This window comes from Phycobacter sedimenti (genome assembly GCF_038148855.1).
Classification (GTDB): Bacteria; Pseudomonadota; Alphaproteobacteria; order Rhodobacterales; family Rhodobacteraceae; genus Phycobacter; species Phycobacter sedimenti.
The window spans coordinates 43379-68338 of sequence record NZ_JBBVGR010000002.1 but is presented as its reverse complement, the minus strand read 5'-3'; the positions used below and the strand labels follow the sequence as shown (position 1 = coordinate 68338).

The following is a 24960-nucleotide window of genomic DNA, read 5'->3' as shown; positions in this document are numbered from 1 at the left end:
CAGGTATCAGGCTGCCACAAAGGGTTCTGTAGGCGGCGCAAAGGTTGTTTCGGTTTCAAGAAGAATGACCAGTTCCTCGTCGTGGCGGACAACACCGCGCAGGCAGTCCTGCGGCCACGAGGTGCCCAGAGGAGGGACCGGTTCGAGCGAAGAGAGATCGTATTCGATGACCTGTTCAACGCTGTCCGCATTGAAGGCCAGTTTGTGCGAGACACAGTCGATCACATGTTCGAAGACGATCATGCGTCCCGTCAGGTCCGGCCCGGCCGGAGGCAGCCCCAGCCGGTACCGGATGTCGATCACCGGCACCACAGCGCCGCGTACATTGATCAGACCCGGCGCAAAGGGGCCCGAATTCGGGACCGGTGCCCAGGGCTGGGCATCCAGGATTTCATGGACCCAGCTCACCGACAGCGCAAAGGCTTCGCCTTCGAGGCGAAAGATCAGCAAGAGATCGGAACTTGTCACATCCATGTCCTTGTTTTTCATCTGCGCCTCTCAAGCTGCCTTCCTGGGGCCCTGGCCCCGGCGCGTTTCAGCCCAACGGATCAGCGTAGCGACGTCGATAATCAGCGCCACGCGACCGTCCCCAAGAATGGTTGCCCCCCCAAGCCCCGGGATATCGCGGTGGTAGATGCTGAGCCCCTTTATGACCGTCTGGCCTTGTCCGAGGATGTCATCCACGATCAGGCCGGCCCGCATCCCATCGACCCGCACCACCACGACACGGCGCCCTTCCTCGGGGCGCGCTTCCTGCCCGAACAGCTTGTCCAGTTCCAGATAAGGTACGGTCTCGTCGCGGATCTGAATCAACGACCGCCCGCTGTCACGCGCGTTTTCCGCCTCGTCCATTTCGACGCATTCTTCCACCGCAGACAGCGGGATGACATAGACGGACTCTCCCAGACGGACCCGAAGACCGTCGATAATGGCCATTGTCACTGGCAGGCGCAGGGTAATCCGGGTCCCCTGCCCGGCCCGCGACAGGACATTGATACTGCCACCCAGCGCATCGATCGTCGTCTTCACCGCGTCCATACCGACGCCACGCCCCGATACCGACGAGACAACCTTTGCGGTTGAGAAACCGGGCTCAAAAATCAGTTGATGCAAGTCCTGGTCACTGAGGTCTGCCTCGGCGCTGATCAGGTCCCGTTCAACGGCCCGGTTCCGGATCGCTTCTGCGTCGAGACCCTTTCCGTTGTCCTCGATCGAAACCAGTATCTCTCCACCTTCCTGGCACGCCGAAAGCCAGACCGTACCCTGCGAGGGTTTTCCCAGTTCGGCCCGCTCCTGTGCGGTTTCCAGCCCATGATCGATGGAATTGCGGATCATGTGCACGAGGGGCTCGCTGATGCGGTCGATGACATTCTTGTCGATCTCGGTTTCGCCCCCCTCGGTCAGAAGGCGCACATCCTTGCCCAGATCGGCAGATAGATCCCGTACCACGCGCCGGAACTTGCCAAAGACGGATTCGACCGGCAGCATTCGGATCGACAGGGTCGCATCCCTCAGCCCCATCACCAGGCGCTGCATGTCCTCCACCACGGTTTCCAGCGTCGGGTTTCCGACCTCTTCGCAGACCGCCTCGAGCCGGGCCTGGGCAATCACGAGTTCGCCAAGGGCATCCATCATGTCGTCCAACCGGGACGAGGTGACGCGAATGCTTTCGGATTTTGCCGCCGAGGTCTGCCTGGCAGTGTTCGTCGGCTGCGAAGGCGCCACTGCATCCGGCGCTGCGACCGGAAGCGCCGGCTTGGCGGCCTCTGCCTGCGGGGCGGTCAGTTCTCCTGAGGCGGGGACTTCGTCGCCGATCGCTTCGATGGACAGATCCGCATCGTCCGCAAAAATGAAGACATCCTCGATCGCCTCCCGACCTTCGGGCGTTTCAAGCTCCACGACCCACCCGATCAATCCATCCGTAGGATCTAGTTCGGTCAGGCGCGGTACCGCCGAAACTTCCAGTTCGACCGAAATCCTGCCTAGATCCGCCAATTCCTTTACGAGAAGGTCAGGGCGCATGCCATTGCGCAGGGCATCAACTGCCGGGCGAAACCTGATGCGGAACTTCCGCGGGCTTGCCTGCTCCGCCTGCGGGCGGGAGGGCTCGCTCCGCTCGACGGCATGATCATCCCTATGTCCAGACGCCGCCCCGTCGCTGCCTTGGCAGGTCAGACCAGACAGTTGGCTGACGATGCGCGTTGCGTCCTCGGAAACCAACAGGGCTTCGGCCTCCGCACCGTCACCGCCCAGATCCAGAAACAATACCATCAAATCGCGGGCGCACAGCGACAGGTCGATCAGACCGCGTTCGACCACGAGCTGCCCGGATCTGACAAGGTCATAGGCGTTTTCAAAATGGTGGGTGAAGCGTGACAAGGCCGTGTAGCCGAACATGCTTCCCGACCCTTTGACCGTGTGCAAGGCTCGGAAGATCTCATCAATTCTGGCCGTACTTACCTCGTCTTCCAGTTCAAGGAACAGGGTCTCCAGCTCTGTCAGTAACTCACGTGCCTCCAGAACGAATGCTTCGGTCGCCTGCTCAATCATAGCCTCAACCCAAAAGCTTTCTTGTCACAGCGATCAGCTTTGCCGTGTCGAAGGGTTTGTTGATCCAACCCGTCGCGCCGGCGGCTTTTCCCTTTGCTTTCATGTCCGGAGACGACTCGGTGGTCAGCATCACGATCGGGACACCCGCTCCGGCTGCATCTCGCCGGGCATTTGAAATGAAATCAATGCCGTTCATGACAGGCATGTTCAGATCCGTAATTACGAGATCCGGGCGCTCTGCGCGCAGTTTCTGCAACCCATCCGCACCATTCTCGGCCGCCACCACCCTGAAACCCTGTGGCTCCAGCGTGAACGAAATCATATCCCGAACGGCCTTGCTATCGTCGATTGTAAGGATCGTTTTTGTCATTTCCCTGGCCTCTCTATTTCGGAATGGCTTCGCTCTATTAGACTTGACGCGATCGGTCCGACCTCGAATGAAACGCCACGCTCCCGCAATTCACGGATTCCGGAAAACAACAGCTGAAGCGCAACCTGCGTTGCCTCCTTATCGCTTATTTCCAAACGGAATTTTGCTCCATCACCGCCTCCGATTGCCTCAAGAAGAGCGGATTGCTCCACCTTTGCGGAAATCGGACTTATGTCATGAGATACAACGAATCCCGAAACTGCATTCATGATCTTGCTCGCCAAACCGGATTTTATGAGCTAAAAATTGCAGTATCATTATGAAATTTAGATTAATGAAAATCGCCGTCATATAAAAAATTCAATGAATCATTTTCACTCAGAGTTCAGAAATTTGTGCAACAAAGAACAAATCGAACACATCGCACCATTAACCAAACGCAAAACAATGAAAAACGCCCAAAAAATGCGCACAAAAACGCTACAACCTGAGGCACCCTTCTTTGCGCTGCCGGACAAGGCCGAAAGGCTGTCCGGGGAAGGAACGCGCGCATTCTCACGTTTGATTGACTGCTTGTCCGAGGTGCGTGATCTGCAAGGCAAAGCCCTTTCAGATCTGGATAGCTTTGCAAGCCTGGCGGCAGGAGACCCCGACAAGAGCGGTGATCCATTGCAGCGTTTGTACGACAACATCCAGTCGATGCACGCCGCGCTGGAGACCTTTTGCAGAACCCATACCGACACAGACGCACGCAGCAGCCAAAGCGAAGTGGGGCGGCTCTTGGCGGACATAAACCGGCATGGCCAAACCCTGTCGGTGATCGCAACCCTGACAAAAACAACTGCCGCCTCTTACGGCACTTCGGCTTTCATCGAATATGTCGGTGATCTTGCCAAGATCGCTTTGGTGATCCGCGAGGCATCCGAAACGGTCCTGTCAACGCTGGACAATCTCGCCGAGCGCGAGGCTGCTAGCATCAGCAGCTGCATGTCGGCCCAAAACCACATCTACAGCCTGCTGCCGATCGTCCAGAACAGGGCGCAGCAGATCAGCGAACTGCAGCAGAAAGAACAAACCGCTGCACAGGGTATTGCAGATACATCCCGTGACCTGGTCGGCAGAACCAATCGGCACATGAATGCCTTTGTGACGGCCGTTCAGTTCTCCGACCGGCTTGCACAACGGATTGACCATCTTGCGGCCATGCTGAACCGCCCTGGAAGCAATCTTGAAACCCTGGCAGCAGCGCAGGCGCGCAGCCTGTCCAGGGATGTGACAGCCGTCGCTCAAGAGGTCTCCCAAACGATGCAGGTGCTGCTTTCGATCTGGCGCGAAGGCACCGCAATCTACGCAAGTGGCACCATCGCCGACTCGATCGAACAAAGCCTGGAAACGCGCAGACAGACCGCTCAGTCAATCGTGTCGCGTTTCTCCGAGATACGCGTGGCGCTTCGCTCCACCTTCAAGGACGCCGAAGCCCTGCCCGACATGATCGCAGCCGCCAAGCAGAATTTCAAACGGCTTGAGGACAATTCGCGGGCAGTGGCGTATTCGGCGATGAACTCCTCCCTGCTGGCATCGCGGTCCCAAAAGGCAAGGCATGCCATGTCGACGCTCTCCTTCGAGGTGCGCGATACGGCGAACAAGTGTCTGACCGCCGTGAAAGCGAGTCAGCGTGAGTTGGATTCCGTGGCCCAGAACGCCGCTTTCGGCATACAGGAGCTGATGGACACAGGCACCGCGCTGGAACAGGCAATTACCCAATACGAGGGTGAAATCGCGACCGGGCAGAAGCGGTTTGATCAGCTTGATGCGCTGCGAAACGCGGCCGTCTCCGTAACGTCAAGACTGCTGGAGCAGGTTCAGGACGCAATCCACTGCATGCAGGATGTGGAGCACATCTCGCAAGAGCTGAACGACATGGCCACGCTGCTGGAGCAGGTGGACAACCCAGAACCGCCATCGCAGGAGGTTCTGTCAGAGGTGTGGAACTCATACAGTATGGATGACGAAAGACACGTCCATAGCACGCTCTACCCCGGCACGGAACCTGCTTCATATTCGGCAGTCGCGCCGGCTGATGACGATGATCTGGACGACGTCTTCTTTTGAAGGCCGCCGCAGCCTGAACCCGTTGCTAGGCGTGAGCCAGGTTTTTTACCCGCGCTGAAAGAAGCGTCAAGTCTCCGGCACGCCGCACTGCCAGAGCGGTCAGCTGCGCCCTGGCGACACGGATCAGCCGCTCTGGCTGCGAATGGTGCGGAGCCGACGCCTCGATCCGATGCCACACGGCCGTCAGGAGTGTATCGCGCGTCAGAAGGTAAAACTCATGAGCAAAGGGGGCCGGGTCATCCTGGCGCAGCAGGATTTGCCGCGCCGCGTGCCATCCCTCCAGAGCGGCAGCAACTTCACCGGCACTCTCGCCCGCAAGGAAGGTCGCAAAGGCCTCCGCGGACGCGCCCCCCAACAGCCGGGTGGCCAGCATGCGTTCATGAATGCCGTTTGCACCCTCGTAGATCGCGCAGATCCGGGCGTCCCTGTAGGTCTGCTCCAGACGGTATTCGCGAAGGTATCCATAGCCGCCAAGTACCTGCATGCCCAGTTCGGCGCCACGGATACCGGCCTCGGTGCCGCTGACCTTGGCCAATGGCGTCAGAAACTCCACCAGATCTGGGGTGTCGCCCCGCTCCATGGTGACAAAAGCCAGATGCGCGATGGCGCGCGCACCGAGGGCTGCGGCGTCGATCTCGTCCAGCATGCGACGCACGTCCGCGTGACCGTCCAGCGCAACGGGCCGCCCATCTGCGCCGCGCCCCTGCTGACGCTCGGCCGCATAGGATGAAGCCACATCATGGGCGCGGGCCGCATGGGCCACACCCTGCAGGGCGACATCGGCGCGGGCGTGGTTCATCATGGTGAACATCGCCATCAGCCCCTGCCCCTCGGCGCCGATCAGCTCTGCCCCGGCGCCGTCAAAGGCCAGCTGGCAGGTCGGTGACGCATGAAGGCCCATCTTTTCCTCGATCCGGGTGACGGTAACGCCGTTTCGGCTGCCGTCCCGGCGGGTGCAGGGGCAGAGGAACAGCGACAAGCCCTTGATCCCATTGTCCGAAGTGCGCGCCAGCACCAGATGCAGGATCTGGTCGCTCATGTCCTGATCGCCGCCGGAGATGAAGATCTTCTCACCGCTGATCTGCCAGCTGTCCCCATCGGGTATCGCGCGGCAGCGCACACGGGACAGGTCCGAGCCCGCGCCGGGCTCGGTCAGGCACATGGTGGCAAGAGTTTCGCCAGATGCCAGAGACGGCAGGTAGCGCGCCTGCTGGTCCGTCGTGCCGAACCGCAAAAGGGTGCGCGCGGCGCCCGGCACCAATCCCGTGACCATCTGCATAGAATGATTGGCGCCGGAAAAGATCTCCGACGTGATCGCCAGCATCATCGCGCCCATGCCCTGCCCGCCGAATTCCTCGGGGATGGTGAGGCCCGGCCAACCCTGTTCGGCATAAGAGCGGTAAAGATCTTTGAAGCCAGCAGGCATCGCAACGCGGCCTTCTGTCAGCGTGCACCCTTCAAGATCACCCGACTCATCCAGCGGGGCAATCTCGCCCTCAGCAAAGGCTGCGAAATGGCCTGCAACCTCAGAGACAAATTCCACATCCCAACGCGGCAGTTCCCTTGCGCCTGCCACGTGAGTGAGCGTGAACAGGATGTCCTCAACCGGCGCAACAAATGGCTTCATGGATTACTCCACAACGTAATAGTCGATTTCCACGGCAGAGGCGCGGCGTATGCCGGAGCAGACGAACAGCATGTGATTGACCCAGGCATAGCGCTCGTCGCCCGTCTCCAGCCGCGCGGCGGTGCGCATGTAATAGCTGGAGGGATCCACATCCTCACCCTTGGCGAGGCGCGCGATCACATCCGCAGGGCCGTGGCGGCTGCCGACATTGACGATCTCGATCACCGCGCCGTCCTCGGTTTTCACCGCATAGCGCGTATCAAGATGCGCGGCGCCATCGGGATAGATGGTCTGCCAGTCAGCCCCGAGGTTCAGCACCTCGCCGGTCAGATCGGGGCCAAGGGCCTTGCCCCCGATGATTGGTATGATGCGCCGCACGCCCGCCCGGCCCTGCCCCAGTTCCATCGGGGCACCCAGTTCTACCCGAAGGCGGAAGGCATGGCGCAGCTGCGGCGCAGGGATCTCCATATCAGTCGACCCCGAGCAGGCGCATGGCGTTGCCCTTGATGATGTCTTCGCGCAGGTGGTCCTTGATGGCGATCTTCTCGAAATCCGCAAGCCAGCGTTCCGGCGTGATCATAGGCCAGTCAGAGCCGAACAGCACCTTCTTCTTCAGGATCGAGTTGCAGTATTTCACAAGGATTTCAGGGAAGTACTTGGGCGACCAGCCCGAGAGGTCGATATAGACGTTGGGCTTGTGCTGGGCCACGGCCAGCGCCTCTTCCTGCCAGGGGAAAGAGGGATGCGCCAGAATGATCTTCATCTCCGGGAAGTCCACCGCCACATCGTCCATATACATCGGGTTGGAGTATTTCAGACGCATGCCATTGCCGCCCGGCATGCCGCTGCCGACGCCCGTCTGGCCGGTGTGAAAAAGAGCGATCCCGCCTTCTTCGGCGATGGCCTCATAAAGGTCGTAGGCCATGCGGTCATTGGCGTAAAAGCCCTGCATGGTGGGATGGAACTTGAAGCCCTTGATGCCGAAATCCTTCATCAGGCGGCGCGCCTCGCGGGCGCCCATCTTGCCCTTGTGCGGATCGATGCTGGCAAAGGGGATCAGCACGTCGTCGTTTTCCGCCGCCAGTTCGGCGACTTCCTCGTTCTTGTAGCGCCGATAGCCGGTTTCGCGCTCGGCATCGACCGGGAAGATCACCGCGGCGATGTTCTGCTCGCGGTAGTGGGCCGCAGTCTGCGGCACGGTCGGCGGATGCTGCCAGGGTGCACCAAAATAGTTGGCCATGGTGGCCTGCAGCTCATCATAGCCATCATCGGCGTGGCAGCCGCAGGGCTCTTCGGCGTGGGTGTGGATGTCGATCGCGCGGACCTTGGAAAAATCTACCATCGTTTTGTTCCTGTCAGAGTTTCGCAATGCCGCTGGCAGCGTCGTCATAAAGCCGCTCCAGCAGATCTGCGCGGCGCATCAGCACCTTGCGGAAGTTGAGGTTGCCCTTGGCTGTGATCTCAGCATCGGTGAGGGAGGGCGGCTCGGCCAGCACAATCGCCCGTGCAACCCGCGTGGAAGAGCCGGAAATGCGCCCGGCCCGTTCGTTCAGCCGGTGGTGGATCTCGGATAATAGCTGCGGACAGACCAATGCGCCGCGATCTTCCTCAAGGGTGTAGCCCTCTGCCTCGATCGCCTCGCGATTGGGGAAGATCATCACGCCGATCTCGTTCCTGTCCTGACCGGTCACCACCAGATCGGCGGCCAGCGGCGCCAGGCTCGAAAGCATCTCGATCCGAAGGCCCGCAGCCCGCACCCAGGTGCCGGTCAGCAGTTTGAAGTCCTCGGAGATGCGCCCGTCGAACCGCATGCCCTTGTTGATGTCGTTCTTGTCGACGAACACCATCGCATCGCCGGTGATGAAGTAACCTTCCTCGTCAAAGGCATCGGCGGTCTTTTCCGGGTCTTCGAAATAGCCCGGCATCACGTTGGGTCCCTTGACGCGCATTTCGCAGCGCATGTCTTCGTCGGGGATCAGCTTCAGCGTCACACCGGTCATGGGCACGCCCACCACGCCAGAGCTTTCCGTCGGCTCCTGCTGGATCATCGTCGCAGGCGCTGTTTCCGTCAGCCCCCAGGAGGAGGTCATCAGTGGTACCTCGCCCTTGATCTCCATCGCCATGGCCTCGAAACCCGTCCAGACCTCCTGCGGCAGGGACGCGCCAGCATAGAAAATCATGTCCAGATCTTCAAAGAACCTCTGGCGAAGCCCCGTGTCCTTTTCCAGCGCCTCCAGCAGCATGGCAAAGCCCATGGGCACATTGAACACCAGGCTTCCCGTCACCATCGACAGGTTTTCCACGGTGCGGTCGAACAGGCCCTTCACCGGCTTGCCGTCATCGATGTAGAAACTGCCACCATTGGCCAGCATCATGTTGAAATTGTGCGAGCCGCCAAAGACGTGGTTCCAGGGCAGCCAGTCCACGATGCGCGGCGGGCGGGCGCGCAGGAACGGCAGGCTGTCGGCCAGTTGGGTCTGGTTCACGCACATCATCCGCTGCGTGGTCAGCACCCCCTTGGGGTTTGAGGTCGACCCGCTGGTCATCAGGATCTTGGCAACGGTATCGGGCGTCACCCTAGCAAAGCCCGCATCGACATCGACGCTCCCATCGCCTTTCAGCAGGTCCGCGAAAGGCGTGACCTTGGCGCCGCCAGTGCGGGTGGCGACGATCTCGACACCCTCAAGGGCATCCAGCTTCAGCGCCTCGCCGTATTGGTCCGCATCGACCACATAGGCCATCCTGGGGCGCACCAGCTCGATCGCGTGGCGCAGACGTCCGTGGGCGCCGTGGATCAGGGAATATTGCTCCGCCACGGGCACGGTCGGAACACCGGCATATTGCGCGCCGAGCGACAACAGCCCGTGATCAACGCCATTGCCGGACATGATCAGGATCGGTGTCTCGGGTCCCATGCCCCGCGCCAGCAAAGAGGCAGCAATGGCACGCACCTGCTGGAGCGTTTCCGCATAGGACTCTTCCCGCCAGCCCGCGCCACTGCGCTCGGCCAGGAACACACGGTCCGGGGCCTCATCCGCCCAGCGATGCAGCCAGTCTCCGGTGCGGTCTGTCACCGGGCCCAAATCATAGTCCGAGCGCAGCAGGATCGCGCCATCAGACCGGTCCTCGCGGTTGACCGAATGGGGTAGAAAGGTCTTGGTCCGTTTCATGGTCTATCCTTTCACCTGGTGTTTCTGGATCGCCTCAAGGGCGGCAACGACCGTCTTGCAGGTCTCTGCGTCCAGCCCCTCAAGCATCCGCTTCTCGTGGTCTTTCATCGCGGCAAAGGCCTTTTCATAAAGCTGCCGCCCGGCCAGCGTGACCCGCAGCGCATAGGCGCGCCTGTCGGTCGGCTCCCGGTCGCGCACGATCAGATCGCGCCGCTCCAGCTCGTCGATGACGATCACCAGATTGGGCCGCTCCACATCCATGGCATCTGCCAGCTGTGACTGGCGCAGGCCGGGATTGTCCACGATCAGCGTCAGCGCCGTATAGGTCAGCATGCGCAGCTCAAAAGGCTTCAGCGTCTGCGTCAGATCCGCCTGCAGCACGTTGAAGGCGCGTTTCATGTGATACCCGATGAAACCGCGCAGGGTCTCGTCGCTGACCTCTGCGGAGCGGTGCTGCATATCGGGATCGGACATTGCTTTCTTCATCGGATCACCGGAACTTTGGCGCGCGTTTTTCAAGGAAGGCGCGCAGGCCTTCCTCGGCGTCGGGGGTGGTCTGCGACAGGGCGGCGGCCAGGGATTCAGTGAACAGCCCATCGGACTGCGACATATCGGTGATGCGCGCGATGGACTGGATCATCAGGTAGTTTGACAGGGGCGCGTTGCGGGCAATCTTTCCGGCCAGCGTCTGTGCCAGCTCCATCGCCTCGCCTTCGCCAACCGCGTAATGGGCCAGGCCCAGCGCAACGCCGGTTTCTGCGTCATATTTGCGCCCCGTCAGCATCATCTCGGTCATCCGGTCTGCACCTAGGATACGCCCCACCCGCGCGGTGGCGCCGCCCCCCACGAAGATGCCACGCCGCCCCTCGGGCAACTGGAAGATCGTCGAAGGTTCGGCGATGCGCACATGGGTCGAGGTCGCGAGTTCCAACCCACCGCCGATCACCGCCCCGAACATGGCCGAAACCACCGCCAAGCCGCCGAACTGGATCTTCTCCATCACCCCATGCCACTGGCGCGAATGGTACAGGTTATCCTCGGCCGAGCGGTGCACATGTTCCGACAGGTCCAGCCCCGAGCAGAAATGCCCTGCGGTGCCGGTCAGGATCACGACACGCACCTCCTTTGGTGGCGCGGAAAAGAACGCATCCAGCGCCTCCAGCAGCTCCTCGCACATGGCGTTGCGCTTGTCCGGGCGGTTCATCGTCAAGGTGGCGATGCTGTCTTCGATCTCGATCTTCAGAATGGGGTCGCTCATCTGCGAATATCCTTCAGCGCGGCGGCAGGCGCACGGCGCCGTCCAGCCGGATGGTTGTTCCGTTGAGGAAGGGATTGGTCACGATCTGCTCGGCCAGGAGCGCGTATTCCTCGGGCGCACCCAGACGAGCGGGGAACGGAATATTGACGGTGATCTTGGCAGAGACCTCTTCGGGCAGACCTTCCATCATCGGGGTCTGGAACAGGCCCGGTGCAATCGCCACGACGCGAATGCCGGATTGCGCAAACTCACGCGCCGCAGGCAGGCACATGGAGGCAATGGCACCTTTGGAGGCCGCATAGGCCGCCTGCCCAAGCTGGCCATCCTCATAGGCAACAGAGGCGGTGTTGATGATCACGCCGCGCTCACCATCTGCCAGCGGGGCCAGCTCGGCCATGCGGCGGGCGGCGTGGCTCATCATGTTGTAGGTGCCAAAAAGGTTCACCCGCAGCGTCTTTTCGAAAACGTCGAAAGAGAGCTTCCCTTCGCGCCCGACGATCCGCGCCGCCATGCCGACGCCCGCGCAGTTGACAGCAATGCGGGGGGCGCTGCCCAGCTGTTCGACTGCGCTGTCCACCGCGGCGCCAACGGCATCCGAGTCGCTGACGTCAACCTGCAGCGCGATGCCGCCGATCTCGGCGGCAACCGCCTTGGCCCGCTCGATGTCGAAATCCAGAATGGCGACTTTGGCCCCTTTGGCCGCAAGATGTCGCGCTGTCGCGGCGCCAAGGCCACTGCCAGCGCCTGTGACCAAAGCCACATGTCCGTCGATGTTCATCGATGCCCTCCCAATTGGATAACAGCCATCATCGTTATCCAGCATATCTATATTGAGATAGTTATACCAAGTACCTAAATTCGCAAAGGGAATTTTTTGGTGCCCCTAACCTTCAGAAAATGCGTGTTTCTAGCGCAATCTCATGCTGCCGACCCCAGCTGATTCGAGCTGCTTCACCCCGAGCGCTCATTGAGAATTCGGCTCAGATGCGCCAACCCAAGGTCGATCTCCTGCTCCTGCATGTGACAGCAGCCAAGGACAAGGCCGTTCAATCCACCCGTCTCGACCGCGAAACCGGACAAGGGCTGCAGGCCCAATCCTGCGGTCTCTGCCCGGGCACAGATCTCCGCATCACGGAGACCCGGCCTCAAATGGAAGACAATCTGCATGCCCGCGCCGTGATCCGGCGCATGGCCGAAGTCCGAAAACTCTGCCGCAAGGCGCGACAGCAGGTGCCTGCGGCGCTCGGCGTAGATGCGCCGCACCCGCCGCAGATGGCGATAGAACTCCCCGCTGTCGATAAACTCAGACAGAGCCTGTTGCGGCATCGCGCTGGCGCGGGCGCCAGTACGACGCAGACCGTCCTTCAAAGCCGGAAGCAAAGCTTCAGGCGCGACAAGATACCCGATACGCAATCGATTGGAGAAGGTCTTTGAGAAGCTGCCGACATAAAGGGTCCGGTTCAGGCCATCAAATCCAGTCATTGCCGGAATGGGACGGCCGGCATAGCGGAACTCGCTGTCGTAGTCATCTTCGACAACCCAGCCTCCAGTCCGTCTGGCCCACTCCAGAAACTCCAGCCGACGCCCAGGCGCCAGCGCACCGCCGAGCGGAAACTGATGCGATGGCGTCAGCACCACGGCCTTTACGCCCGCATTGTCAGCCGGCACACAGGCGCCCAGGTCATCCACCGGCACGGAACTGCGCACGAGGCCCTGCCGCTCAACGATCCGGCGCAAGGGACGGTATCCGGGATCCTCAAGCCCCACGGCATCCCCCGCCTGCGTGAGTGTACGCAGGCACAGCTCCAGCGCATCCCCGGCCCCGGCCGTGATGATCACCTGATGAGGGCCGACAGACAGACCACGCCAGTCCGCCACATAGGCCGCGATGGATCGCCTGAGGGCAGCATTGCCCAGCACCGAGCCGCCTTCCAGCAGGGCCTCGGGAGAAACCCGGCAGATCCGGGCCACGCACCGCCCCCATTGCCGATAGGGGAACAGGCGCATGTCCGGCTCTCCCCCACTGAAGGGCCGCGGCGCATGGGAGGTTTCCTCAATGGGATGAAGGATCTTCGGGGCAGATTGCGGCATCTCGACCTGCCCTATGGCGCAGACGATATAGCCCGCCCCCCGGCGCCCCGAGATATAGCCTTCTGCCACCAACTGTTCGTAAGCGGAGACCACCGTTGAGCGTGCAACCCCAAGTTCGACAGCGAGGTTGCGCGTCGCGGGCAATCGGAGCCCCTCTGGAAGGGCACCCGCGACGATCTTCTGGCGCAGCGCCACGCAGATCTGTTCGAACAGCGGCAGGGTATTCTCGCGATCCAGCGCGAAGGCCAAAGATGAAATGTTCTGCTCATCAAGCGCGGCAGTCTTCGACATCGCCCGACCTTTTCTGTTGCAGGAAGCCTTGAAGGACAGGCCCGCACCACCATAGAGCCGCGCTTCAATCATAACAACGCCGCGCGTGCCGCTCGGTGGTCGACTACGGCTCTGCCCTTTTGAGGTCGACAAAGGTCTCGTTGTAGCAGGCTCCATCGGCGATATCGGTGCGCAGATCAGACGGGATCAGGACATTGGCCGTCCGGCCCGTCTGCGACGAGGCAAGCCAGGTGCCCTTGGGGCTGTAGACCACGCCAGGGCGGGTCGCGGTCGTCAGCTCAAGGACGACGCCGACCTCCCCTTGTGCATTCCAAAGGGTCACCACCTCCCCATGCTTCAGGCCGCGGGCCTCGGCATCTGCCGGATGCACCTGCACGACTTCCATTCCGGCAGAAAGGGCATGTTGGCCAAAGGTGGCATTGGTGCGCTTGTCGGAACTGGGAGTGATCAGGACCAAAGGCATGTCCTGCGGCGCAGGCGCATAGCGCGGCACACCGCAGCCAAAGCGGTCTTCGAGGCTCTGGCTGAACAGCTCGATCCGCCCGGACGGTGTCTTTGGCACGACCGTCCGGCACAGGACAAGCGGTGCACCATCGCCCGCGTTCAGCTCGATTGCCCTGTCCAGCGGCAACTGACTGGGCCGTTTGCCCGCAAATACCGGGCTCAATGCGTCCATGGCCTGATCGATCAGTTCAAGATCGCTGTGCCTGAACGCCTCCTCTGCATAGCCGAACCGCGCGGCAAGCCGACGGAAGATCTCGGTGTTGGGAAGGCTTTCCCCGACCGGTGCGATCACCGGCGCGGCACGCTGCAGGTAATTCTGCCCATACGCCCCGTAGATATCATCATATTCGAAATGACTGGCGGCAGGCAGGATCACATCGCAGAACGCCATGGAATCCGTCATCACCACATCGGAGCCGACGACGAAGATCTCTTCCTGCATCAAGGCCCTTATCATCCGCTCCTGATCCGGGTGTGTCGCCACCGGGTTGTGGTTGAAGATCATCACCGCAGACACGGGCGGCTCCAGCTCCCGGTCGAGCATCTTTGCCGCGACATCCACGATATTGAAGCATCGGGTGCCGGGGCGCTTGAGGTGGGTGCCCTGCAGGCGATCGGATGTCTTGGGGGCTGCGGCGCCAGACTTGGCTACGATCCCCGCCCCAAGCCGCCCGTGATGGCCTGTCAGCGCGTTCAACGCCATGGCCGCGCGCAGCCCCGCCCCACCGGAACGTGTGCGCTCAATGCCATTCCCGAACACGCTCGCCATGGAATTGGCTCCTGCAATCCAATCGACAAGTCTCAGGACATCGTCAACATCAAGACCACAGATCTGCGCCACGCTTTGCGGCGTGTAGCCGCGCGCCTCAGCCATGTAAGGTTCAATGCCAAGTGTCCATTCTGCGATGAAATCCGCATCCAGAGCACCGCGCCGCTCCAGCTCGGCCGCTAGACCAAGACCAAGAACCACATCCGTCCCGGGCCGCAGCGGCAGGTGGAGATCGCACTGTTCGGCCAACTTGATCCGCTTGGGGTCGATGACGACAACCCGGGCACCTGCGGCACGAGCCTGCTTCACAACCCGCATGAAATGCAGGTTGGACACGGTTACATTGTTGCCCCAGACAAGAATCAGATCCGAATGCAGCGCCTGTTCGGGCGGCATACCGGGAACAGGTCCGAAAAGGCTTTCGTAAGCGGCCCCGCGCACGCCGCCGCACAGCGGGCCGCGATCCAGCAGAGTTGCCCCCATCCTGTAGAAGAACCGCCGATCCATGGAAGCGCCCGCCAGCTCCCCATGAGGCCCCGCATAGTTGAGCGGAAGCACCGATTGCGGGCCATGTCGGGCGATCGCACCTGAAAACCCCTCGTAGACGCGGTCAAGCGCCTCGTCCCATGAAATCCGCGCATAGCGTCCGGACCCGCGCGGCCCGGTGCGTTTCAACGGGTGGCGGAGCCGCGCCTTGCCATGCACATAGTCGGGAAAGCAACGTGCCACCTTGTTGCAGATGACCCCTGCCGTGAACGGGTTGGCCTGCGACCCTCTGACACCGATGATCTCTCCCTCCTGGACCTGGACCGACAGGCTGCAGGTGTCAGGGCAGTCGAGCGGGCACACGCTTGGGTGCAACATGGCAGGCGAAGGATCGGTCATTCTGGCCTCTGAATTAAGAGTGTCACAGACCAGATACACGCTTAATTGGGTCAGAAAAAACGTCCAAAATCGGATAATATGAACAGACCAATATGGCGGCTATCCTCTGGAGCCCCCGGTTGGATCCTGCACGTCTTCAACCGCTCTGCCGCACGAAGACCCTCCCTGCCCGCGCCGCAGGACGATGCAATCGCGGCCATGACCAGTGTCCGAAACGACCGTTGAAGCTATTCACAGAACATTGCGCCGCGCCGCCAAGGGCGCTGCCGGGCACCTGCGTCAACCTTGCGATCACTCAGCCCAACGCCCCAAAGAAAGCGGGTTGTGGCGGAGGACGCCGACGTCAGGTCACGAGGATCCCGCTCATGCCCCTTGCGGCAGAACGTCTTTTTCCATGCCCTTTTTATAGAAGCAATGGCGCGCCCTGCCCGACCCTTTGGCCGCGTAAAGCGCAATATCCGACTCATTCAGGATCTGCGCCGCCGTAACCGTGCCTTCGTGCCAGACCGACAGGGTTGTCCCTGCGCTTGCCGAGATCTTGCACTCCTTGCCGCCGTAGGGAATGGGCACCTCAAGCTCGGCGATCAATCGTTCGGCCAGACCGTCAAGCTGACGCTCATCGCGAAGATCGTTGAAAATGAGCACGAATTCATCACCGCCCACCCGAGCAACCGTATCGGATTGGCGCGTGCAATCGACCATGACACGCGCCACATGCTGCAGGACCGCGTCCCCAGCGGCATGCCCGAGCGTGTCATTGACCTGTTTGAAATAGTCGAGATCCAGATGCATCAGGGCAAAGTCTCGACCGCTGTTGATCAGGCGCTCAAGAATATGATCCATCGCGCGCCGGTTCTTCAAACCGGTCAGGGTATCGGTAAATGCCTGCTCCTCTGCCGCGATTTTTGCGCCCTGAAGACGCAGATTCAACTGACGGGAGGCCTCCATCGCGGCGGATTTGGCTTCGACCAGATACAGCATCTCGATCGTAAGATCCGTCGGCGAGAAATCGGCACTTGTCAGATCGTAGTCCCGGACAGCCTCAAGGACCGAAATACCAAACGACAGGTTGATGATGGCACCCTGCCCCTCGGGCAGCGGAACGAGGACCCCTTTCAGGCTGGTCTGCGGCGTGTCCCGAAAATGCAAATGCAATTTGGATCCGGCGGTGTTCACCAGATCCTCCATCGAGCGGACGCGTCTTGGGCGGGACAAATCAAACACCCTGAAAAAGCGCCGCCCTTCCCATTTCAAGTCCGGTCGCAGTTTTCGGAGCGTCGGTCCAACGCGCAGGATACGCCCCCTTGCGTCGACGATCGCATACATCGGGCAAATGTGATCCGCGATGGCAGCAAGCTGCTGGCCTGTCATCATAACGAATGCGCCCCCAAATCGAAACTTCGCCCCTCGGCGAACTCGCGTTCCACAAGGGTGATGGAAATCACTTCCGCACCATCCTGCGGGCCGGCGTAATCCAGAATGACAAGATCGCCGTAATCGTCGGCCATGGCGCGCAGGACACCAATCATCACGTTCGCATAACCGGGCAGGCCAGGCTGGCACACCAGTTCGAACTGGCCTGGAGCCTGTTCGAACAGTTCCAGCCCCGGAAGATGCAGATCCGATACAGCAAGACGCGCCCGCCCTGGCAAATCATCAAGGGAATGCAAAAACTCGACGTAGTTTACCCCGCCGAACCTCAGCAGGCGGCGCAGCGCTTCAACTTGCGGGTTCGAGACCAGGAAAGTCCCCATATCCTCAAGCATTTCGGGCAAGGGACGTTGCAAGACCTTCTCCATGGCCAAGAGCATCTTGTTGGATTGCTCATCGGTATAGGTGAGCATGGCCTCGAACTCGCGAAAGCCGAGACCCGCCTGATCCATGACCTCGTTCCAACGGTCCCCGCCATAGGTACTGGTCACAAAAGCCTGAATTGCCCTGTTGATCAGACCATGCATCACTTGGCCCCTTTTCCTTACCGTGTCCCACTAATGGGGCCTCTTTGTTAATAAACGCCCAACATGTGCGAAATTCATGCAAGCAGGTCGGCCTGCCAGACTGAAATACTCCTTTGTGTCGCTCCCAAGACATGAAGATCTGCTCGCAGGAGGCAAACCAGTTCAGATCATTCGGATAGTACTGAAATCCCACGGCGATGAGCAACGCCTCATCTTGGACAGGCCAACCTGTCAGATGAAAATCGGCCGCCGCAGATCAGTCGTGAGTGGAGCGTTCAGAGCCGGATGATACCGACTTCCATTTGCGCACGTCAACCTGGCCGTTTGGCGTGAGATCCGGACAGGCTGGACGGAAGCATTGGAAGGCCGCCCGGCGGGGCCGCTTCATGCCCCTTGCGCCATGGAGGCCGGATGAGTAACGGAACGGGAGTTCTGCGGCTTGCGGAGCAGAGCCGAGGGCGACCTCCTGTCTGCGCGCCACGCGTTGCAGCGGCGAATCCGGCGCTTGGCGGCCCCGATTCAAGGGCCGATGCGGGTGTCCCGGTCCCTCGGTCACGTGCCGGGAAACCGGGCGCGGGTCCGGTTGGCGAAGGCCACCAGAGACAGCATCACCGGCACCTCGACCAGCACCCCTACGACAGTGGCCAGGGCTGCGCCGGAATTGAGGCCGAACAGGGAGATCGCCACGGCCACAGCCAGTTCAAAAAAGTTCGACGTTCCGATCAGCGCACAGGGCGCAGCAATGCGGTGCGGGACTTTCAATGCAAAGGCCGCGCCGTAAGCGATGGCAAAGATCCCGTAGGATTGCACCAGGATGGGTACAGCGATCAGGGCAATCACCTCGGGGCGATCCAGGATCACCTGACCTTGCAGGCCAAACAGGATCATGACGGTTGCGATCAGCCCGATCACCGACCAGGGCTTGACCCATGACTGAAAGGCTTTGATCTGCGCATCATTCCCAAGCCTGCGCCGGGTCCAGATCCCGGCCAGAAGCGGCAACAGGACAAACAGAACGACCGAAAGAACCAGCGTTTCCCAAGGCACCTCGATATCGGTGACACCCAGAAGGAAGGCCACGATGGGCGCAAAGGCAAAGACCATCACGACATCGTTCAGCGAAACCTGCAACAGCGTATAATTCTCGTCCCCGCGCGTCAGCTGAGACCAGACAAAGACCATCGCTGTACAGGGAGCCGCCCCCAAAAGGATCAGCCCGGCGATGTACTGCTGCGCATCCTCGGGCGCGAAAAAATCGGCAAAGACAACTTCGAAGAACAGAACACCCAGCGCCGCCATGGAGAAGGGCTTGATCAGCCAGTTGACCACGAGGGTGATCCCCAGCCCCTTTGGCTGTTTGACCGCATTCTTCAGGGCGGCCGGGTCCACCCCGACCATCATCGGATAGACCATCGCCCAGATCAGCACCGCAACGACCAGGTTGACGCTGGCAAATTCCGCCGCCGCGATCGCCTCGACCAGCGCGGGCACGGCATTGCCGATCAAGATGCCCGTCGCCATGGCCAGCGCGACCCAAAGGGTGAGATAGCGTTCAAAAATGCTCATGTGGTGGCCTCCACGCCTTCGACATGAAGCTTGCCCGAGGCAAGCGCAGACAGGGCCACCATAATGGCCGCTGTGCCCAGAACAAGCGCGAGCCCGCCGAACTGGTAGGTCAGCCCGGACAGCAGCGTGCCCGCAAGGCGCCCGCCCGCATTGGCCATATAGTAAAACCCGACATCCATCGTCACCCGCTCGGCCCGTGTGAAGGCGAGGATCAGGTAGGAGTGAAGGGAGGAGTTCACCGCGAAGAGCGCTCCGAATGCCAATAACCCCAGCACCAGAACCACCGTCAGCCATGTTTGCGGCGCTCCGGCGATCCAGACCGCAAGGGTCAGTGCCGCAGGCACGGTAAAAAGCGCCAGCGCCCAGCCCCGCGCGGCGCGGATCAAATCACCTTCGGGACGTTTCGCGGCGCCCAGCAGCCAGGGCGCTGCCGCCTGCACCGCGCCATAAAGGATGATCCAGATCGCCATGAAAGTGCCGATCATGAAAAAGGCCGCGCGGTTGCCCGCCTCCGACCCATCCGACAGCACCGCGTAGAAATAGATCGGGATGCCCACCACGAACCAGACATCGCGCGCGCCGAACAGGAACACCCGCGCCGCCGACAGCCAGTTCACATTGGCCGATTTGGAAAAGACCTCGGAAAACTTCGCGCCCTTGCGCCCGGTCGGCAGCCCCGGCGGCATCAGCACCACGATGACGGCAAAGACCAGCGCCAGCACGATAGCCATTGCGATGATCGCCCAGGAAAACCCCAAGGTTGCCAGAAGGACGGCGCCCAGCAGAAATCCGAGCCCCTTCACGGCATTCTTGGATCCGGTCAGCACCGCCACCCAGCGGAACAACCCGCCGTCGGCAGCAGGCGCCAAGAGCTTCACCGCCGATTTCGACGACATCTTGGCCAGATCCTTGGCCACGCCCGAAATCCCTTGCACGCACATCACGAAAACGACTGAGGCCCCGATGGCCCAGTCCGGATCAAGCTGCGTCAGCGCGCCCAGCGCCATGATCTGCAGCGCCAGACCTGCATATAGCGTCGCCGCCAGACCAAAGCGCGCGGCGATCCAGCCTGCCGACAGGTTCGTCACCATTCCGGCGATCTCGTAAAGCACGAACAGGTAGGCCAGCTGCACCGGAGAAAACCCCAGCGTGTGAAAATGCAGCAGAACCAGCATCCGCAGCGCCCCGTCGGTGAGCATGAAGGCCCAATAGGCCGCCGTCACCGCCATATAGGCAGACAGGCCCTCGGGGCGCTGGCTCACAGCGAGGCCCCCACCATCAGGGCCACGTCGACCAGACGCCAAGCGTAGCCCATTTCATTGTCATACCATGCATAGACCTTCACCTGGGTCCCGTTCACCACCATGGTCGAGGGCGCATCGATGATCGAGGACCGCCGGTCATTGGTGTAATCGGTCGACACCAGCGGGCGGGTCTCATAACCAAGGATGCCCTCCAGCTCTCCCTCAGACGCGGCTTTGAACAGGGCGTTGACCTCTTCTGCCGTGGTTTCGCGCTCCACCTCGAAAACGCAATCGGTGAGCGAGGCATTCAGCAGCGGCACCCTTACCGCATGGCCGTTGAGCCGCCCGGTCAGCTCCGGGTAGATCAGCGTGATCGCCGTGGCGCTGCCGGTGGTGGTGGGGATCAGCGAATTGAGCGCCGAACGCGCCCGGCGCAGGTCTTTCGCGGGTCGGTCGACGATGGTTTGGGTATTGGTGACATCGTGGATCGTGGTGATGGAGCCATGGCGGATGCGCAGGTTTTCATGGATCACCTTGACCACCGGAGCCAGGCAATTGGTGGTGCAGCTGGCCGCCGTCACGATACGGTGCCGGGCTGGGTCATAGGTATCATGGTTGACCCCATAGACGATATTGGCCGCATCGCCATCCTTCACGGGGGCAGAGACCACGACCTTTTTCACGCCGGCCTCGAAATAGGGGGCAAGCTTGGCCTCACTCTTGAAGACACCAGTGCAATCGATCACCACATCGACGCCCTCAAGCGGCAACTGGGACAGATCGGAGGTGCCGATGAAGGGCAGACGCACATCATTGATCGTAACGCTGCCCGCATCATGGGAGAAATCCGCCTCCCATCGCCCATGCACCGTGTCGAATTCGAGCAGATGCGCATGCATCTCGGGATCGCCCACCGCATCATTGATCCAGGCGATCTGCGCCCCCTGCTCCAGAAGCGGTTTCAGGGCCAGTTTTCCGATCCGGCCAAGGCCGTTCACTGCATAGGTGGTCATTGAGATGTATCCTGTGGCTGGCTGGCGATCTCATCCACCGCGCGTTGCAGGGCGATGCGGTCCAGCGTTTCGATGGGAAGGGCGACAAAGGCCTCGATCCGGTGCTTCAGCGCGCCGTAGGCCTGCTGGAAGGCGAGGCTTTTCTCGGCCTCGGTGCCTTCGGCCTTTGCCGGGTCCGGCATGCCCCAGTGACCGCTGATCGGCTGACCGTCCCAGGCCGGGCATTCTTCGTTGGCGGCCTGATTGCAGACGGTAAAGACAAAATCCATCCGGGGGGCATCGGGTCCGGTGAACTCGTCCGTGGTCTTGGCTCGCAGATCGCTGATGTCATGCCCCTTCGAGCGCAGCACCTCGACCGCAAAAGGGTTCATCCCTGAGCCGGGATGGGTTCCCGCCGAATGGACGTTGAAGCGATCCGGCATGAGATCGCGCAGGATGCATTCGGCAAAGATCGACCGTGCAGAGTTGCCGGTGCAGATGAAAAGAACGTTGTATTTCTGCCCGTTGGATACCTGTCCGGTCATGGCAGCCTCTCCTGCGCAAGGGGATGTGGAAACGGGCGCGCAGATCTCGGGGCGCCCGCGGCAACAATCGAGAAGAAGGTAGTCAAAGGTCTGTCTTACCGCTGACATGTCGACGGAATACATCAGCGACGTCCCGGCCCGCTGCTGCGTGACCAGCCCCGCCTGCATTAGCGCCGCGAGATAGGTCGACAGGGTGCTGGCCTTCAGCCCCAGCGCCTCGGCGATTTCACCGGCAGGCAGGCGATCCGGATAGCGGCGCATCAGCAGCCGGAACAGGGCCAGTCGCTGCGGATGGCCGAGGGTGGTGAGGCGAGAGGGAATCATTTTTTCCATATTTCATGAATATTCGAATTATGAAGGTCAGAACAGTGAAGTTTTTGTAACATCCTGATGACGGCGCCGGACATGAAAACCGCCCCCGAAAGCGGAGGCGGCAAGTTTGAACTCAGATCAAGGCGTGGGGCGTTACTCCCACTCCATCTGCTCATAGACGGTTTGCGCATTGCGCCCGGCAAGGCTTTCGAACTGTTCCAGCCCGGCAAAGGCGGACTGGTCGATTTCTGGCGCCTGCATGATGTCGCCCCCCTCTTCGATCAGCGCCCCGATCCGGGTGCGCAGGTTCACAAGGTAGGCGTAGGTATCAGCCCTTGCACGATCCAGTGTGGTGGCGCGGCCGTGGCCCGGCACCACATGGACCGGATCATAGGCGGCCATGGCATCAAAGGCCTCGATCCAGCTTTTGGCATTGGACTGCGGCCCGACGCCCAGAATGCGCTCTACGTAGACGATGTCGCCGGTGAACATCACGTCCCGCTCTTCCAGCCAGACGAAACTGTCGCCCGGTGTATGGGCCTGACCGCGATGCATGATCTGAAAGGTCAGATCGCCAAGGGACAGTTCATGGTCGGTCTCGAAGGTCACATCGGCATAGCTCGGCTCGGTCCCTGCCAACTCATCCCCCAACAGCTGCGACAGCATCGTCATCTGCATGGACTGACGGTCCTTGTGATCGGCGACGGCGGCTTCTGATGCGATCACCGTCGCGCCCTGCGCCTGCCAGTAGCCGTTGCCCAGCCAGCGGTGATCCTGCCCGCCGGTGTCGATCACATGGGTCACCGGCTGATCGGTAATCTGGTCGATGGCGGCATCAATCATCGCCGCGCCTTTCCACGATCCGCCCGGATCCATCAGCACGACCCCCTCGGACGTCACCACCACGCCGAAGGTGGCATTGTTGCCAAGGTTCTCGGCATTGCGCTGGCTGTGCGGGCCGACCAAGGCCCAGACATCATCTGTGACCTGCTGAACCTCCAGAACGTCCGCGAAGGATGCCAGCGGCAAAGCCGTCAGCACAAGGGTCAAGGAAAGATATTTCATGTGGTGCCCTCCCGGCATCTGCGCGCGTTCACACGCGACCCTGCCAGAGCGGCCAGTCGCCAGACAGAGGACCATCCGACGCAGAGAGAAAAGACCGGCCCCGGAGTGCGACAACCTGGGCCGGTCCTTTGGTCAGTCCCCGTCGGAGACGCCCACCTGCCGCAGCCGTGCGCGGCGGGCGCGGTAGCTGGGCAAAAGCACCAGAAGCGCGGCCAGAACCAGCAGCGCCAGTGTCATCGGGCGATCCAAGAGGAACCCCATCCCGTCGTAAAGCTGCATCGCGCGGGCAAAGTTGTCCTCCAGCATCGACCCCAGGATGAAGCCGATCAGCAGGGGCGCCAGCGGATAATCTGCAAACCTCAGAAGGGTAGCGCAGATCCCGAGACCAACAAGGATCAACAACTCGGTTGCATTGTTCTGCCCGATGTAGGCCCCCATCAATGTGAAGAACAGGATGAAGGGGATCAGGTAGTTGCGCGGCACCGCCAGTACCTTGGCAATGTAAGGGATCAGCGGCAGGTTCAGCACCAAGAGCACCAGATTGCCCACATACATCGAGATGATCACCGCCCAGAAGATCTGCGGCTCGTCGATCATCAGGCGCGGCCCCGGCGAGACATTGAGCGCGATCAGCGCGCCCAGCAGGATCGCAGTGGTCCCCGATCCGGGAATGCCCAGCGTCAGCAGCGGCACGAAGGACCCGGTGCAGGCGGCGTTATTGGCGCTTTCGGGTGCGGCGAGCCCCTTGATGGACCCTTTGCCGAACTGCTCCTGCTCGTCCTTGGGGGCGATGTTGCGCTCCACCGCATAGCCGAGGAAGGAGGCAATCGTGGCCCCTGCCCCCGGAAGAACGCCGATCAGGAAGCCCTGGATCGATTGGCGGCCAATCACCGGGGCAATGGCGCGCGCCTCTTCTCGGGTGATGCGCAGGTCCTTGATCTCGCTGCTGCCGCCCTCGGTCTTGGACCGGCTCGGGTCCAGCACGAGGTACAGCGCCTCGGGCAGGGCGAACATCGCCATGGCAAGGGTGATGAAGCCAAAGCCCGACTGCAGATCCATGATCCCCATGGTGAACCGCGGCATGTTGAAGAGCGCGCCCTCGCCCACCGTCGCCATGATGAGACCCAGCAGCGTCATCAGAAGCGCCTTGACCACCTGCCCCGTGCCCGCAAAGGCGGCGATGGCCGACAGGCCCACCACCATCAGCGCGAAATATTCGGCTGAGTGGAACAGCAGTGCCACGGTGGCCAAAGCGGGGGCAAAGATCATGAGCAGCACCGCGCCGATGCTACCGCCACAGAAGGACGAGATCGCCGCCACCGTCAGCGCCTTGCCGGCCTTGCCCTGGCGCGCCAACGGGTAGCCATCAAAAGAGGTCGCCACGGTCGAGGCCACCCCCGGCGCATTGATCAGGATCGACGAGGTCGAGCCGCCAAAGATTGCACCGTAATAGACCCCGGCCAGAAGAATGAGCGCCGCAGACGGGTCGCCAATGGTGATCGCAACCGGGATCATGATCGAGATGATGCTCATCGGCCCAAGGCCCGGCAGCATCCCGATAAAGGTGCCGATCAGACAGCCGCCAATGACCATCATCAGGTTCGTGAGGGAAAAGGCGCTGGACAGGCCAATCATGATGCCTTCGAACATG

The 24960-nt window shown here is 61.2% G+C and carries 21 protein-coding genes; 1 reads left to right on the top strand and 20 read right to left on the bottom strand.

Annotation, left to right across the window (positions count from 1 at the left end):
- Window positions 1-6: 6 nt before the first annotated feature.
- Genes AADA15_RS03365 through AADA15_RS03355 form a run of 3 tightly spaced genes read right to left on the bottom strand, consistent with a single transcriptional unit; the run spans window position 7 to window position 2920 of the window.
- Window positions 7-489: a chemotaxis protein CheW gene (locus AADA15_RS03365; protein ID WP_341640137.1), complete on the bottom strand. Its 483-nt coding sequence runs from the start codon at window positions 487-489 to the stop codon at window positions 7-9.
- 9 nt (window positions 490-498) lie between these two features.
- Window positions 499-2550 (bottom strand): chemotaxis protein CheA, encoded by a 2052-nt coding sequence (locus AADA15_RS03360; protein WP_341640136.1) that lies wholly within the window; start codon window positions 2548-2550, stop codon window positions 499-501.
- 4 nt (window positions 2551-2554) lie between these two features.
- Window positions 2555-2920 carry a response regulator gene (locus tag AADA15_RS03355; RefSeq protein ID WP_341640135.1) on the bottom strand — a complete coding sequence of 122 codons (366 nt, stop codon included), beginning with the start codon at window positions 2918-2920 and terminating at the stop codon, window positions 2555-2557.
- Window positions 2921-3385: 465 nt separating this feature from the next.
- Between AADA15_RS03355 and AADA15_RS03350 the strand changes: the two genes are divergently transcribed.
- A complete protein-coding gene (locus AADA15_RS03350; RefSeq protein ID WP_341640134.1) occupies window positions 3386-5032 on the top strand; it encodes a hypothetical protein in 1647 nt (548 codons plus the stop codon).
- Window positions 5033-5057: 25 nt separating this feature from the next.
- On the opposite strand, the gene AADA15_RS03345 is transcribed toward AADA15_RS03350, so the two are convergent.
- The 17 genes from AADA15_RS03345 to AADA15_RS03265 all read right to left on the bottom strand — a co-directional run bounded on the left by AADA15_RS03345 (window position 5058) and on the right by AADA15_RS03265 (window position 24959).
- Window positions 5058-6659 (bottom strand): acyl-CoA dehydrogenase family protein, encoded by a 1602-nt coding sequence (locus AADA15_RS03345; RefSeq protein ID WP_341640133.1) that lies wholly within the window; start codon window positions 6657-6659, stop codon window positions 5058-5060.
- Between the two features lie 3 nt (window positions 6660-6662).
- Window positions 6663-7127: a DUF3237 domain-containing protein gene (locus AADA15_RS03340; RefSeq protein ID WP_341640132.1), complete on the bottom strand. Its 465-nt coding sequence runs from the start codon at window positions 7125-7127 to the stop codon at window positions 6663-6665.
- 1 nt (window position 7128) lies between these two features.
- A complete protein-coding gene (locus AADA15_RS03335) occupies window positions 7129-8001 on the bottom strand; it encodes an amidohydrolase family protein (RefSeq protein ID WP_341640131.1) in 873 nt (290 codons plus the stop codon).
- Between the two features lie 13 nt (window positions 8002-8014).
- Window positions 8015-9829 carry a feruloyl-CoA synthase gene (locus tag AADA15_RS03330; RefSeq protein WP_341640130.1) on the bottom strand — a complete coding sequence of 605 codons (1815 nt, stop codon included), beginning with the start codon at window positions 9827-9829 and terminating at the stop codon, window positions 8015-8017.
- A gap of 3 nt (window positions 9830-9832) precedes the next feature.
- Window positions 9833-10303 carry a MarR family winged helix-turn-helix transcriptional regulator gene (locus tag AADA15_RS03325; protein WP_341640129.1) on the bottom strand — a complete coding sequence of 157 codons (471 nt, stop codon included), beginning with the start codon at window positions 10301-10303 and terminating at the stop codon, window positions 9833-9835.
- 16 nt (window positions 10304-10319) lie between these two features.
- Window positions 10320-11087, bottom strand: a complete 768-nt coding sequence (locus AADA15_RS03320) for a crotonase/enoyl-CoA hydratase family protein (RefSeq protein WP_341640128.1) — start codon at window positions 11085-11087, stop codon at window positions 10320-10322.
- Window positions 11088-11100: 13 nt separating this feature from the next.
- Window positions 11101-11865, bottom strand: a complete 765-nt coding sequence (locus AADA15_RS03315; protein ID WP_341640127.1) for an SDR family NAD(P)-dependent oxidoreductase — start codon at window positions 11863-11865, stop codon at window positions 11101-11103.
- Between the two features lie 173 nt (window positions 11866-12038).
- Complete coding sequence (pdxR, locus tag AADA15_RS03310) at window positions 12039-13469, bottom strand: MocR-like pyridoxine biosynthesis transcription factor PdxR (RefSeq protein WP_341640126.1); 1431 nt, start codon at window positions 13467-13469, stop codon at window positions 12039-12041.
- A gap of 103 nt (window positions 13470-13572) precedes the next feature.
- Window positions 13573-15627 carry a molybdopterin-dependent oxidoreductase gene (locus AADA15_RS03305; protein WP_341640125.1) on the bottom strand — a complete coding sequence of 685 codons (2055 nt, stop codon included), beginning with the start codon at window positions 15625-15627 and terminating at the stop codon, window positions 13573-13575.
- Between the two features lie 363 nt (window positions 15628-15990).
- Window positions 15991-17001: a diguanylate cyclase domain-containing protein gene (locus AADA15_RS03300; RefSeq protein ID WP_341640124.1), complete on the bottom strand. Its 1011-nt coding sequence runs from the start codon at window positions 16999-17001 to the stop codon at window positions 15991-15993.
- Entirely contained in the window at window positions 16998-17585 is a 588-nt protein-coding gene (locus AADA15_RS03295) for a heme NO-binding domain-containing protein (protein WP_341640123.1), read from the bottom strand. The genes AADA15_RS03300 and AADA15_RS03295 overlap by 4 nt, the downstream gene beginning before the upstream one ends.
- A 552-nt stretch (window positions 17586-18137) precedes the next feature.
- The gene (gene arsB / locus AADA15_RS03290) at window positions 18138-19151 is read right to left on the bottom strand and encodes an ACR3 family arsenite efflux transporter (protein WP_341640122.1); all 1014 of its coding nucleotides are present in this window, start codon (window positions 19149-19151) and stop codon (window positions 18138-18140) included.
- The gene (arsJ, locus tag AADA15_RS03285; RefSeq protein WP_341640121.1) at window positions 19148-20413 is read right to left on the bottom strand and encodes an organoarsenical effux MFS transporter ArsJ; all 1266 of its coding nucleotides are present in this window, start codon (window positions 20411-20413) and stop codon (window positions 19148-19150) included. The genes arsB and arsJ overlap by 4 nt, the downstream gene beginning before the upstream one ends.
- On the bottom strand, window positions 20410-21408 hold the full coding sequence (locus tag AADA15_RS03280) for an ArsJ-associated glyceraldehyde-3-phosphate dehydrogenase (protein ID WP_341640120.1): 999 nt from the start codon (window positions 21406-21408) through the stop codon (window positions 20410-20412). Before AADA15_RS03280 ends, arsJ begins: the two co-directional genes overlap by 4 nt.
- A complete protein-coding gene (locus AADA15_RS03275) occupies window positions 21405-22265 on the bottom strand; it encodes an arsenate reductase/protein-tyrosine-phosphatase family protein (protein ID WP_341640119.1) in 861 nt (286 codons plus the stop codon). The genes AADA15_RS03280 and AADA15_RS03275 overlap by 4 nt, the downstream gene beginning before the upstream one ends.
- A 132-nt stretch (window positions 22266-22397) precedes the next feature.
- A complete protein-coding gene (locus AADA15_RS03270) occupies window positions 22398-23309 on the bottom strand; it encodes an MBL fold metallo-hydrolase (protein WP_341640118.1) in 912 nt (303 codons plus the stop codon).
- A gap of 132 nt (window positions 23310-23441) precedes the next feature.
- Complete coding sequence (locus AADA15_RS03265; protein WP_341640117.1) at window positions 23442-24959, bottom strand: tripartite tricarboxylate transporter permease; 1518 nt, start codon at window positions 24957-24959, stop codon at window positions 23442-23444.
- Window position 24960 lies beyond the last annotated feature (1 nt).